12 protein-coding genes and 1 pseudogene are annotated in these 12691 nt (G+C 59.1%); 5 read left to right on the forward strand and 8 right to left on the reverse strand.

Annotated features, from left to right (window positions below):
• Nucleotides 1-13: 13 nt before the first annotated feature.
• The 7 genes from pqqE to QA644_RS28895 all read right to left on the reverse strand — a co-directional run bounded on the left by pqqE (nt 14) and on the right by QA644_RS28895 (nt 6861).
• The gene (gene pqqE, locus QA644_RS28865; RefSeq protein WP_283072665.1) at nt 14-1120 is read right to left on the reverse strand and encodes a pyrroloquinoline quinone biosynthesis protein PqqE; all 1107 of its coding nucleotides are present in this window, start codon (nt 1118-1120) and stop codon (nt 14-16) included.
• Nucleotides 1117-1416: a pyrroloquinoline quinone biosynthesis peptide chaperone PqqD gene (gene pqqD / locus QA644_RS28870; RefSeq protein ID WP_349254123.1), complete on the reverse strand. Its 300-nt coding sequence runs from the start codon at nt 1414-1416 to the stop codon at nt 1117-1119. The genes pqqE and pqqD overlap by 4 nt, the downstream gene beginning before the upstream one ends.
• Nucleotides 1413-2168 carry a pyrroloquinoline-quinone synthase PqqC gene (pqqC, locus tag QA644_RS28875; RefSeq protein ID WP_283072666.1) on the reverse strand — a complete coding sequence of 252 codons (756 nt, stop codon included), beginning with the start codon at nt 2166-2168 and terminating at the stop codon, nt 1413-1415. The genes pqqD and pqqC overlap by 4 nt, the downstream gene beginning before the upstream one ends.
• Nucleotides 2165-3103: a pyrroloquinoline quinone biosynthesis protein PqqB gene (pqqB, locus tag QA644_RS28880; protein WP_283072667.1), complete on the reverse strand. Its 939-nt coding sequence runs from the start codon at nt 3101-3103 to the stop codon at nt 2165-2167. The genes pqqC and pqqB overlap by 4 nt, the downstream gene beginning before the upstream one ends.
• Before the next feature lie 294 nt (nt 3104-3397).
• Nucleotides 3398-4255 carry a substrate-binding domain-containing protein gene (locus QA644_RS28885; RefSeq protein ID WP_283072668.1) on the reverse strand — a complete coding sequence of 286 codons (858 nt, stop codon included), beginning with the start codon at nt 4253-4255 and terminating at the stop codon, nt 3398-3400.
• Nucleotides 4256-4259: 4 nt separating this feature from the next.
• Complete coding sequence (locus QA644_RS28890) at nt 4260-4778, reverse strand: c-type cytochrome, methanol metabolism-related (RefSeq protein WP_283072669.1); 519 nt, start codon at nt 4776-4778, stop codon at nt 4260-4262.
• 181 nt (nt 4779-4959) lie between these two features.
• A complete protein-coding gene (locus tag QA644_RS28895) occupies nt 4960-6861 on the reverse strand; it encodes a methanol/ethanol family PQQ-dependent dehydrogenase (protein WP_283072670.1) in 1902 nt (633 codons plus the stop codon).
• 404 nt (nt 6862-7265) lie between these two features.
• Between QA644_RS28895 and QA644_RS28900 the strand changes: the two genes are divergently transcribed.
• The 5 genes and pseudogenes from QA644_RS28900 to QA644_RS28920 all read left to right on the forward strand — a co-directional run bounded on the left by QA644_RS28900 (nt 7266) and on the right by QA644_RS28920 (nt 12177).
• A complete protein-coding gene (locus QA644_RS28900) occupies nt 7266-7631 on the forward strand; it encodes a hypothetical protein (RefSeq protein ID WP_283072671.1) in 366 nt (121 codons plus the stop codon).
• A gap of 505 nt (nt 7632-8136) precedes the next feature.
• Nucleotides 8137-8385 carry a hypothetical protein gene (locus QA644_RS28905; protein ID WP_074072219.1) on the forward strand — a complete coding sequence of 83 codons (249 nt, stop codon included), beginning with the start codon at nt 8137-8139 and terminating at the stop codon, nt 8383-8385.
• A 378-nt stretch (nt 8386-8763) separates the two neighbouring features.
• Nucleotides 8764-9201: a VOC family protein gene (locus QA644_RS28910; RefSeq protein WP_283072672.1), complete on the forward strand. Its 438-nt coding sequence runs from the start codon at nt 8764-8766 to the stop codon at nt 9199-9201.
• Between the two features lie 177 nt (nt 9202-9378).
• Nucleotides 9379-9629: pseudogene (locus QA644_RS28915) on the forward strand (transposase); the annotation flags it as partial.
• A gap of 634 nt (nt 9630-10263) precedes the next feature.
• Nucleotides 10264-12177, forward strand: coding sequence for an adenylate/guanylate cyclase domain-containing protein (locus QA644_RS28920; protein ID WP_283072673.1), 1914 nt, complete (start codon nt 10264-10266; stop codon nt 12175-12177).
• On the opposite strand, the gene QA644_RS28925 is transcribed toward QA644_RS28920, so the two are convergent.
• On the reverse strand, nt 12174-12632 hold the full coding sequence (locus QA644_RS28925; protein ID WP_283072674.1) for a YHS domain-containing (seleno)protein: 459 nt from the start codon (nt 12630-12632) through the stop codon (nt 12174-12176). The two genes, QA644_RS28920 and QA644_RS28925, sit on opposite strands and share 4 nt — an antisense overlap.
• Nucleotides 12633-12691: the final 59 nt, after the last annotated feature.

Below are 12691 nucleotides of genomic sequence, written 5' to 3' on the forward strand. Positions count from 1 at the left end.
TCACGGAACTGGCCTACCAAGTCCGTCCGATGCGGCGATACTGGAAATTGTCGGCGCTGGACGAAGGAGCGGAATTGGCTTGGCTGATCAGCATTGCCATACGGCTATGAAGGGGTGACTTGACGCAAGCGGGATCCGTCGCTGCGGCATCGCCCGCTATTGCCATTGCCTGGCATCTGCATCCGCCCCAATCGATGTCACGTCGCTCGCAGCTCCTGCAAGGTTCCAGCATCCACTCGTCGCCGCGAAATGCATTGAAAGCCGGAGAATTAAGCCAGATATCCGTCAGGCTCGATTCTCCGAACCGTTCGAACTGCAAGGACGAGATGGTTGCAGCCGCGTGGCAGGGAAGTGCCGTGCCATCCGGGGCGACCATGAACGCATCACGCGCCCAGCCGCCCATACAGGGCTTCGGATAGACCGCGAAATAATCGGGAGCGACGAAGTCGATCGCGAGAACTCCCTGCAGCCGCGACTGGGCTTCTTCGACAATCTCCACCTGGCGCTCCACCGCGGCGCGATCGGGCATAAGGGCATTGCGGTTAAGAAGAGCCCAGCCTCCATACTGCACATTGGCGATCTCCAATCTCTCTGCCCCAAGCGAAAGGGCAAGATCGATGAAAGCCGGCACTTCCTCTATGTTGTGGCGATGGATCGGAGCATTGATCGTCAGCGGCAGGCCGAGCTCCACGACCCGCCTTGCAGTCTCAAGCTTCTTCTCGTGCGCGCCACGGTGATTGCCGATTTTCTCGGTCGTCGGCGCGTTTGCACCCTGAATGCTTAACTGCACATGATCGAGACCCGCCCCCTGCAGCGCCTCGAGCCGCCCTTCCGGTATCCCGACCCCAGCCGTGATGAGATTGGTGTAGACCCCGCGTCTGGTCAGACAGCCTACAAGCTGCTCGAGATCCGGCCTAACGGTCGGCTCTCCACCGGACAGATGAACCTGTAGGACCCCAAGATCGGCTGCCTCTTCGAAGAGAGCCAGCCATGCGTCTGTCGAAAGCTCCCTGTCCGCCTTCAACAACTCGAGCGGGTTGGAGCAGTAGACGCATTGCAGGGGACAGCGATGCGTAAGCTCGGCCAGCATGCTGATTGGCGGAAGAAGTCTTTCATTCATAGCGTCACCAGAAATCTGTCGGACCATTCCTGCAGGAATTCTTCGACATCGGGAGCAATGTCGTGGCGAGGCGCATCGTATTGTCCGGCAAGCTCGTCGACGATTTGCGGCACCGTGTGCTGGCCATCACACAGTCTCAGGATATCAAGACTGACCTCATCCGGCCAGAAAACCTTTTCCGGCGACAGGACCGCCCAGGCGCTGCGCACCGGATCAAACTGCAGCCGGACGTGACGCCTCAGATGTGGCCTCGACTGTGCGGACAAAACGGCCCGCTGGCGGCGGGTCTGCATCATCTTGCCTCCGGCACGAAAGCGCCCGGCGGAATGTTGCCGCCGTCTCGATAGGCATAGTCGAGTGCATCCAGCATTGCCCACAAGATATCGCATTTGAAAATGAGGGCATTTATCACGTCCTGCTGCTTTTCCGGCTCCGTCGCATGCGCAAGGACATAGGCGAGCGCAAAGTCAGAATCGCGTGGCGCCTGCTTCAGCCTCGGTGTGAAATAGCCCAGGATATCTTCGCTCACAAAGCTGTATTTTGCCAGCATGGCCGGAACGCGCTCGCCGATGATCACAGGGGCGAACAATTCCGTCAGGGACGAGGCGATGGCTTCCAAAAGGCTGCGATTGGTGCAGAAAGACAGATAAGCTCCTACGGCAAAGCGGGTCGCGGGCAGAGCGCGGCGCTCGCTCTTCACCAGCTCCTCGTTAAGCCCCAGCCCGCTTGCGAGCTTGAGCCAGCGAGCGATGCCGCCGTCCCAACCGGTTACCCCATCATGATCTTCGATCCTTCGGCGCCATTCCGCGCGCAATTCCGGGTCCTCCGCGCGGCTGACGATCATCGCGTCCTTGCGCGGGATCATCGCCTGGTAACAGTACCGGTTGAGCGCCCATGCCTGAAGCTCCGCCTTGGTCAATGCGCCTGCCATCATTCGGTGATGGAAGGGATGCTTGTTGTGGTATCGCTCCTCTCCCACCTGACGCAGGGTTGCTTCGAGTGCGGCGGGCGTCAATCCGTTTCGCGCCGCGTCTGCAAATTCGCTCATATGCCGATCTCCATCCCGTCATAGCCGATCTCCCATCCCCCTGCCCTCACAGCTGCTGCTTCGGCAGAGCGCTCATCGAGGATCGGATTGGTATTATTGATATGAACATAGACGCGGCGCGCTGGCGCGATATCGGCAAGCAGGGCCATGGAGCCGTCAGAGCCGGCGATGTGCATGTGTCCCATGCGCCGGCCGGTCTTGGTCCCGACGCCGGCACTCAGCATCTCGTCATCCGTGTAGACCGTCCCGTCGAATAGCAGACACGACGCCGCGGCAATCTTCTTTTTCAGGTCGGCGTCGATGCTCGCACAACCAGGAATATAAAGCGTCGAGGAATGACAGCCCTCCTGAACAATACGCACCCCTACTGTATCGCCCTCTTCCGTGCCGAACCCCTCCTGCGCCCGGCCCGCATCTTCAAGAAACAGCGCAATCTTGCCCGGAACCGGAAAGGCTTCGACCACGATGGATGTCGGCTTGCCCTGCCAGTCCGCAATGGGGGTCGGCACGTTGAGCAAAAGTTCCCGGCGCTCGACCAGTTGCCTGTCGAGAACATTGAAAATGCTGTTTTCCTCGATCACTCGAAGCACCCGGGCGGTTGCATAAATGATAAAACGATGCCGCTCGCGCAGGCTCAATAGTCCGGCTATATGGTCGACATCGGCATTGGTCAGGACAACAGCCTGGATGGGCGAGGCCCGCAAGGGACCCTCCTCCAACGGCTGCAGCTCCGGAGCGGCGGCAATCTGTTCGCGAATGTCCGGGGATGCGTTGAAGAGAATCCAGTCCTTGCCGTCGGCGGATACGCCAAGACTCGATTGGGTCCGTCGCCGAAAGCCGCTTTCACCGTTGCGGACGGCGCGGCTCAGCCGATAGTTGCAGTTCCATTGTGGGAATCCGCCTCCTGCCGCGGAGCCGAGGATCTTCAGCCGCATGTGATGGTGCTTCCTTCCGACGGCAGCCGCCCCACGCGGACAAGCCGCATGGAGCGGTAGATGCGCTTATTTCTTAGCCTTGAGTTCGGCGGAACGGTAACGTGACATTTCCATTCCGACGCACACGACGCATGTCGTCGGCTTCTTCCAACTTTTCTTCATAAGCTTCTCCTCTTTACTCTGCCCGAGATCAACCATTGATCTCCTCCCGGCATCGTGCGCCTTCGGCGCAAGCTCTGAATCTCAACAACATTCGCATCTGCCATTGTGGAGAAAATCCGAATGCCGTCGCTGCTAGCCCTTGATCTGGTTACCGGCTTCGTCGATGAGCGGGACCTGATATTGCAGCAGAATCCGGTTTATTTCCGATTGGTTCTCCCGGATCACCTTGTTCAGCGTCCGTTTCCACTCCTGATCGGACGGACGCACGCCCATGGTGATGCGATAGGACATACGACCGGCCTTTTCTTTGAGAAGCGGCACCACGACAAGGTCCGGATTAATCTCCTTGACGTAATAGCCGGCCATCGGTCCCCAGAGGATAGCGACGTCGATGACGTCCTTTTCGAGGTCCTTCAACATGACCTCGGCCATGGACGGCGTCGAGCGCGTATCCACCATCAACGGGTAGGGCTTCGCGTTGCGCATCAGCTTGGCCCTCGCCAGGTTGGCGCTCGGCGGCGTTCCCGCGACGATCCCGATCCGCTTGTCGGCGATTTTGGGATCCTCGAGGCTTTCCAAGCCTTCCAGACCGCTACTCTTCTTGAAGATCATGACATAGGTGGATCGGTAATATGCGTTGGTGTTCTGCACCAGTTCGTCGCCTTGGGCATAACCCATGATGACATCGCACCGGTTGGCTCTCAGCGTATTGCGGACAAAGCCGGTCGCCATCGGATACCAGGTATAGGAGACCGATTTGCGTTGGGTTTTGGCAGCCACCAGTTCAGCCAGCTTGTTTTCGAAGCCTTCGCCGCTTTCATCCGTAAACGGCATGTTTGAGGGATCGGCACAAACGCGCAGCACCTCCGGATCGACCAGTTCGCCCGCCGCGCCGATCCCGGCACCTTGCGCAAATACCGCCGTCGGGATCGCGGCAATCACCGCGACCACAAACAGAACATGACGACCACACAATTTGCCTGGCGACATTAGATCAGCTCCCCATACAGGATTTTTCGTGGTCCTTCGCCGCTTGCGGCTTGTCAGCCTTCTTGGGCGGACGACCGCGCGGCGCGTCGCCGACGGCCCGCGCGCGCAGATAGACGTAGATGTCGTCGAGGTAGCAGTAGACGTTCTTGTTTTCGCCGAACGCCGGCATGACGTTTTCCTTGCCGCCGCCGACATTCTTGCGGCCTTCCGCGACGATCGACAGGAAGGTTCCGTAGTCCATGTTTTTCATGGTGTTGGCGAGCGCAGGCGCATAGCTCGAGCCGACGCCGTCCGGTCCATGGCAGACATGACAGTCGGAATGATAGCGCCGGTAGCCGCTGAAGGTATACCAGTCGACCGTCCCGTCATCCTGGATCTTGAATGTTGGATTGCCTTCCGCATCGACATATTTGCCATCCTGTTCGCTGACGGCTGCGGCTTTCTGCTTGTCGTCGGCGGCAAGGATGACGCTGAAACCAATAATAGACATCGCAAGCACTAACACTGTTTTGCGCACTGACATTCGGACCTCTTTCTCATTCGCCATCAATACAGCCTTGCTGTCGCGATGCGGCGTTGACAGGAGAGTTGTGGTTTGCGTGGCGAATTCGAGGGCCCGCCGGGGGAAATCCCGGTCTTCCGGGCCCTCGCTTTTCTACCAGCCGCCTCGACCAAGAGGTCGGCGTGTTATGGGTTCCCGCAGATCAATCCGGGAGACCGAAGACGGTGAGCTGACCGCCCAGCGTCGTGTAGTCGGCAAGAGCGGCATAGCCGCCGACAACGCCGAGACCTGCCGTCGAGATCGACTTTTCTTCGTCGGCCGGAGCCTTCTGACCGGCAACGGCCTGCTGCCAGGCTGCTGCACCTTCCGCACCCAAAAGACCACCGGCAAGTCCGATGCCGGCCCATCCGCCAATACCCGACAGCACGGCAACATACTGCTTGCCCTTGTGCTCGAAGGTGTTGATGTTGCCGATAATGCCGGACGGGGTCTTGAACTTGTAGAGTTCCTTACCGTCCTTATCGACAGCCTTGATGTAGCCTTCCAGCGTGCCGTAGAAGATGACGTCGCCATCGGTCGACAGTGCACCCGACCACACAGAGAACAGCTCGGGCTTCGACCAGACGATCTCACCCTTGGCGGCATCCCAGGCGATGAAGTTGCCCATGCCGCCATGACTGTTGGGAGCCGGGTACATCGATACCGTTGCCCCCACATAGGGCTGACCGGCGGTATAGCTGACCTGGTAAGGCTCGTAGTCCATGCAGACATGGTTGGTCGGCACGTAGAACAACCCGGTCTTCGGCGAGTAAGTGGCCGGCTGCTGGTCTTTTGTTCCAAGTGCGGCCGGGCAGACACCCGTCGTGTTGGTGTCCTCGCCGTTCTGCTGCGTCGAGTATTGGGCAACCACCTGCGGGCGGCCATACTCCTTGCTCTTCGGATCCATGACGACTTCCGTCGCCCAGTTGACGGCCGGATCGTATTTCTTGGCAACGAGCAACTCGCCGTTTCCGCGATCCATCGTATAGGCGAAGCCGTTGCGATCGAAGTGCACCAGCACGTCGCGTTTCTGGCCGCTGATGGCCATGCCGTCGACGAGGATCATCTCGTTGACGCCATCGAAGTCCCATTCGTCATGCGGGGTCATCTGGTAGACCCACTTGGCCATGCCTGTATCCGCATCACGTGCGAATATGGTCATCGACCATTTATTGTCGCCCGGTCGCTGAACCGGGTTCCAGGTCGACGGGTTGCCGGTCCCGTAGTAGACCAGGTTGAGCTTCGGATCGAAGGCATACCAGCCCCAGGTCGTTCCGCCACCCTGCTTCCACTGCTCGCCTTCCCAGCTGCTGACGCCCGAATCCTTGCCGACCGGCTTGCCGAGATGAGTGGTCTTTTCCCCATCCATCAAGGTTTCCGCGTCAGGACCGGTCGAATATGCCTTCCAGGCAACCGAACCGTCTTTCAGATTATAGGCGGTCACATGGCCACGCACACCGAACTCGCCGCCCGATATGCCGATCAGCACCTTGTCCTTGAAGACCATGGGTGCGGCCGTTCCGCTCTCTCCCTTGCCGCCGGCCGTATCCTCGCCGTTCTTCACCGACCACACGACCTTGCCGGTCTTGGCGTCGAGCGCAACGACTGTCGTGTCGGCCTGGTTGAGGATGACCTTGCCATCGCCATAGGCAACGCCACGATTGACCGTGTCGCAGCACATGATCGGGATGACGTTCGGATCCTGCTTGGGCTCATACTTCCAGAGGATCTTGCCGTCATTGTTGAGATCGAGAGCATAAACGGTATTTGGGAACGGCGCATGGACATACATCACGTCGCCGATCACCAGAGGTCCACCTTCATGACCGCGTAGCACGCCGGTCGAGAATGTCCATTTGACCTGGAGGTTCTTCACATTGTCCTTGTTGATCTGGTTCAATTTCGAAAACCGGGTATTGGCATAGTCACCCGTCGGAATCGCCCAGTTTTTGGAATCGGAGATCAATTTTTGGACCTCGTCGTTGGCAGTTACTCCTCCCGCCAATGACAAAGATACCGCAGTCGTCACCAATGCCGATTTTATGAAGTTTGCACGTACACGCATTTAGTCCTCCCTAAGTTCGCAAGGATGACGAGTTAAAACGGTGCCTGTTCAGCGACCCGCGTCATCGGTTCAGCGTGTGGGAAGTATTTCCGGCAGCGTGTCACGACCTAAGCCAGGCGCGCGGAGGGCACCGTTACCGCCCACCCGCTTGGCCTACGAAGACAGTCACCACTCCCTTGACGGTAACGTCCTTGAAGCCGGAAACAAATAAACCATAAGAGATAGATTTGCTTTCTGCAAGCGTGTTTGTTTAGCAATGTTCGCTGCGTTGCAGCATTATATTTGTGCGACGCAATATTAATATCGTCAGGTTACTGTAAAACTACTGCCAATGTATCGACGTCATTGAAATTATGCTATAATAACACTGCACATCATCTTTGTCAGGCAGAAAACTGCGCTGCATGAAAGGAACCGCCATGATTGCGCTTAAGACAGTTGGGATCGCGACCTTCGCAATCGCAGCAATCAGCTTCACGCTTCCGGCGGCTGCGGGAACACGTTATCCGACCAACGTCATTGCAGAATATGTCTATGCCTGCATGAAGGCGAACGGAGAAAATCGGGTGATCCTCGACCGTTGCTCGTGTTCGATCGACGTCATCGAATCCATTCTGCCCTATGAACGCTACGAGACGGCCTCCACCTTTAAGCAAATGGGGCTCCTCACCGGTGAAAACGGCGCGTTGTTCCGCGAAAGTGCCCCCGCAAAGGCTGCGACGGCGGAGCTGAGAAGAGCCCAGGCCGAAGCAGACATACGATGCTTCTGAATCGGGTTTCGGTTCCTGGACCGAGCCGGGAACCTTTCGCGGTCCGAGTGCAAGATATCGCCGCACACGCATATGTTTTTGAACTGCTGTGTGGGCGGTTCTGACGAACCTACGATAGCTGCTCGCTTTATTGATCTATCGGTAGCGTTCAAAGACGCCTAGCCGGAGACCCAAAGACGCTGCCGCTCAAAAACCGCCGGAGCTCTAGCTGCCGCTGGGTGATGGTGTAGCGGCAAGTCAAACCACCTCGAGTTTGCTGAACACTGCCCCGAGCGAAAACTTCAAGGGCGGGCTGCGTTAAGCCGCCTAAGAACCTTCGGGCTTGGAAAAAGTTTCGAGCCCTCTTCTTCTGCACGAACAATGCCGGACGGGTCGGTAGCTCCATCTCGGGCAAGCATGACCATCGAAGGAGAGCAGATTGATGCGGCTCCTGCATCCTGTGGACTTTATCAGCAATTGTTAAAATGCCGTAGTCTCGCCAAAGGGAATCGGACACTGTCGGTCTATGCGCGATATTTCACGGCCGTTCGCTACCGACGACAATCTCGAAAGGCACATACGCTGCCAGGAGGCCTTGCAGTTCGCCTTCCTCGACCTGATAGCGGCGGCCGTTGCCGTCGGCTGGAACGAGCGTGAGGCGATTGTCGCCGTCTTAGATCTTGCCGACAATCATATGCTGGCACTGGCGGCAAACGATGGCATGTCCGCCTTGCTCGATGCCTTGAAGAAGGCGCCTCGACGCTCATCTCCATAAGAACATATGGTCCGCGATGGAGTGGAAAACATCGCGTCCTTCTTTGTTGGGGCCAGAGTTTTAATGCCCAATTGCCCGCATCGCGCCACCCTATCATGACCGCGGATTGATGAGAAACAGAGGGTAGTCAAACCGATAGATCGCGTGAAGGGGGCATCGTTGTTGCACCTCCTGACTTTCTGGAACATCGCCTTTCGTGACCGCTCAGAGACCGTTTGAAAACGGGTGGCGGTTTGAGGCGGTCCATGATTCAAGCTTCTGATGTGGACAGCAGCGAATCAGGCCCGGATGGCCGCCGGTGTTGGGGGCACCTCAAGCGTCCGTTGTTAGACTAGGCGACACCTTGTAGATTGGAAAGACACCTTGGAGATTTGAAACATGGCGCTCAAGCGGATGGACAACGTAGGAATCGTCGTCGAAGACCTCGGAGGGACGATTGATTTCTTTCGCGAACTCGGCCTCGAGCTCGAAGGGCGGGCCACGATCGAAGGAGAATGGGCCGGACGTGTCACTGGACTGGGCGATCAGCATGTCGAGATTGCGATGATGCGCACACCGGACGGCCACAGCCGGCTCGAGCTCTCCCGCTTCCTCACGCCGCCTGTCGTCGCAGATCACCGGAACGCCCCGGTCAACGCCCTGGGCTACCTCCGCGTCATGTTCGCCGTGGACGACATTGACGAGACGCTGGGAAGGCTCCGCACGCGCGGCGCGCAGCTCGTAGGCGAAGTGGTCCAGTATAAAAACGCCTATCGGCTCTGCTACATCCGTGGGCCTGAAGGGCTTCTCATCGGACTCGCCCAAGAACTCAGCTGAGCGCAATACGAAGACAAATGGCGAAGAGTGACCAATGTCAGCGAGCGCGTCCGAGGCCGACCCGCCTGTTCGAGGTCCATCCCTCCACGGTCGGCCGCGTTCTCGCTAAGCACGATTAGGTCGTCAATCCGGGCCGGGTCGCCCGCGAAAGCGGCCGTCAGCAGCCTAAGAGACCGTTTGAACACCCGTTACCCGACGGATCTGACAGACGAGGAATGGTGGCAGGTTGAAGGGCTTCTGCCGAAGCCCCGGAAGACCGGCCGTCGCCGGGGTGTTGATTTGCGCGAGGTGTTGAATGGCATCCGATATCTGGCACCGACGGGGTTGGCTGGCGGATGCTGCCGGTGAACTTTCCCCCGTGGCAGACCGTGTACCGGTGGTTTCGCCGTTTCGTCCGATTGTTCCTGTTCCGCACGATCCACGATCTTGCGGAATTATGGAGCAAATGCCACCAACCGATAGCGATGCGGCGTTGGCAGCTTTGCCCCATGAAGCGGTCATTGTACATGTTGATCGCACTGGTCAAAATGGGGCCGATAGCGGTAACGGATGATGCGAGTTCGAATCTTGCCAGGGGCGCCAATCGGGATGTACATTCCAGAATCGTGTAGCGCGACGTCCGGTTTTGACCCCATTCCAGACCTTCCGGTGCATGCACAGCAAAGGGCCTTGCGGCGATACAATGCCTCCGACTTCTGCTACGGTGCATTCCTCGGGCATAGGTGGTCTTAAAGAGCGCCGTCGTGGATCGCAAGCTTGCTGCCATTCTTGCTGCCGATGTGGTGGGCTACTCCGCGCTGATGGAGCGTGACGGCCAAGCAGGCGGCCGACGCGCGCATGTGGGCCGGCGTCCATTTTCGCTCCGATGTGGTTGCGGGCCAAAAGATCGGTGAGGGTGTGGCCGAGCAGGTCATAGCGTTCGCGGTTCCACCGCCCCAGCGGTGGGCGCGACGCTCGCCTTGGGGGCTCCTTGGGGCTAAGGACTGCGGAACCCCAGGTTCCGTAGTCCTTAGCCCAGAGCTATCGGAAAAAAGTGGCCGAAGCGCACGGGGGAGAGTCGGATTGTCAACCGAGCATGTAGAGCGGCGACTTACGGCCATTCTAGCGGCCGACATCTCCGGCTACAGCCGGCTGATGGGCAACGACGAGGAAGGTACGCTCGCCCAGCTGAAGGCGCATCGGCGTGCTCTGGTCGACCGAAAGATCAACGAACACCGCGGGCGGATTGTCAAGACCACCGGCGATGGGATGCTGGTCGAGTTCGCGAGTGTGGTCGAGGCCGTGCGCTGCGCCGTCGAGATCCAGCGCGGCATGGCGGAACGCAATGTCGCGGTGCCGGCAGGACAACGTATCGAGTTCCGCGTCGGCATCAATGTCGGCGACATCATCATCGAGGATGACGACATTTTCGGGGATGGCGTCAACGTGGCGGCTCGCCTGGAGGGGCTCGCGGAGCCTGGCGGCATCTGCGTATCGGGCCGCGTGCAGGAAGACGCGCAAGGCAAGCTCGACATTGCCTTTGAGGATATCGGCGAACAGAAGCTCAAGAACATCGCTCGGCCGGTGCGCGCCTTTCGCGTGCGGCTCGACGCCACGGCCGCTCCGGCGCCCGCCGGCTGGCGCCGGGGATTGTTCGCCGCTCTGGCTCTGATGATTTTGCTTACTGCAGGCGCGCTGTGGGCCGGTCTTGGCTCTGAGTGGAAATTTCTCAGCATTCTGCGCTCTGGCGATCAATTCACAAAAAGTGCTGAAGTCGGCACAAAACCCGCGATCGCCATTCTCCCGTTCCTGAACCAGAGCGACGATTCGGCTCGTGAATATTTCGCGGATGGATTGACGCAGGATATCATCAACGCACTGGGTCGGTTCTCCGCGCTGACCGTGATGTCGTGGAACGCTGTCTTCCCCTACAAGGGAAATCCCGCAAGCCCGGAGGAGATCGGCCGCGGTCTCGCCGTCAGCTATCTGGTCGAAGGCAGCGTCCGCCAGACCGGCGACCGCGTGCGGGTCATCGCGCAACTCGTCGACACAAGGCAGGGACGGGTGATTTGGTCTGCACGCTTCGAGGAGGCGCTGGCGGACGTGTTCGCGCTGCAGGACAACATTGTCACTCGCATCGTCAGAGCCCTGGCGATTCGCGTGACGCAGATCGAACAAAATCGGGTGTTCGCAAAGCCAACCGAAAATCTCGCAGCCTATGATTACGTGCTGCGCGCCAGGCCGGCATTGCAGAGCCCGACGCATGCAAACAATGTGGAGGCGCGCGCCCTGCTCAGACGCGCCATCGAGCTTGACCCGAACTACGCTGCTGCCTATGCGGCACTTGCCGAAACCTATCACATTGCCAGCTCGATGGGCTGGGCGGAATCGCCAACCGCCTTCCTGAGCCGTGCCGAGGAACTGGCAATCAAGGCGCTGAGCCTTGATGATTCCGACGTGCGCGCGCGCATCACTCTCGGCCACATCCACCTCTTTCGTCAGAGATACAACCAGGCAGAGGTTGAGATCGAGCGCGCCATTGCGATCAATCCGAACGATGCTCACGGCCTCGCCGGGCGCGGCACCATCCTGTTGTGGCTGGGACAGACGGATGAGGCGATCGAGGCCTTGGAGCAGGCGCAGCGTATCGACCCCGATCTCAATGCGATCGATCGCTTTGCGCTGAGCCTGGCCTACTATCTGAAACGGCGTTACGACGCGGCGATCGAACAGGCGGAACTTAGTCTTCGAACAACTGCCGGCGCGAACTTCAGCCGTATCCTGCTGGCGGCCGCCTATGCACAAGACGATCGAGCGGAGGACGCCGCGCGTGTCGTGACTATGATACGCCGCATCGACCCAACCTTCGACCCGCAGGAGTTCGGAACCAAGTTTCTAAGCTCTGGCGATCTCGAACATCTGCGCGACGGACTCCGCAAGGCCCGCCTCTACCCCGTCACAGGCGACCTGCCACCGGCCGAGAGAATGAACCGCTAATGTCCTTGAAGTAGCGCGCGGTTCTGGTTGGCCTTCGCGATGTTCGCATCAAGGTCCTGCTGGAAGAGCGCGGGTCCCATCGGGGCCGGTTTGCCGAAAATATAAAGCTTTCCGTCACTGATCAGCCAGTTCTCCGGGTTGGCCTCGTCGAGCTCGCCCAGGGCCAGCGCCATTGCACAAAAATTTCCGAACTCTGGCGCGTAGCGAACAGGATCGGCCTTGAAAAGCTCGCGATGCTCGGCGTTCGCGAAGAGGTACCGGTGCTCGTCCCATTCGTACTCGATCTCCGGCAGCCCGCGCGTGGGGCTTCCGATGGTGAAATAGGCGACCGGGTCATAACCCTTGATCGCCAGCGGAACCGCTTCCGTGGCAAAAGAGGGCATCGAGGTCGCAAACAGGGCGGCTGCGACCGCCAGAACGAGGCGAATGGCATTTCGCCGAGAGACATTGTGCATGGCGAATTCCCTGATTTGCCCTTCCGGGGCCGCGAACGGCCCCACCTCCGCGGCAAACG

The organism is Rhizobium sp. CC1099 (assembly GCF_029714385.1).
GTDB lineage: Bacteria > Pseudomonadota > Alphaproteobacteria > Rhizobiales > Rhizobiaceae > Rhizobium.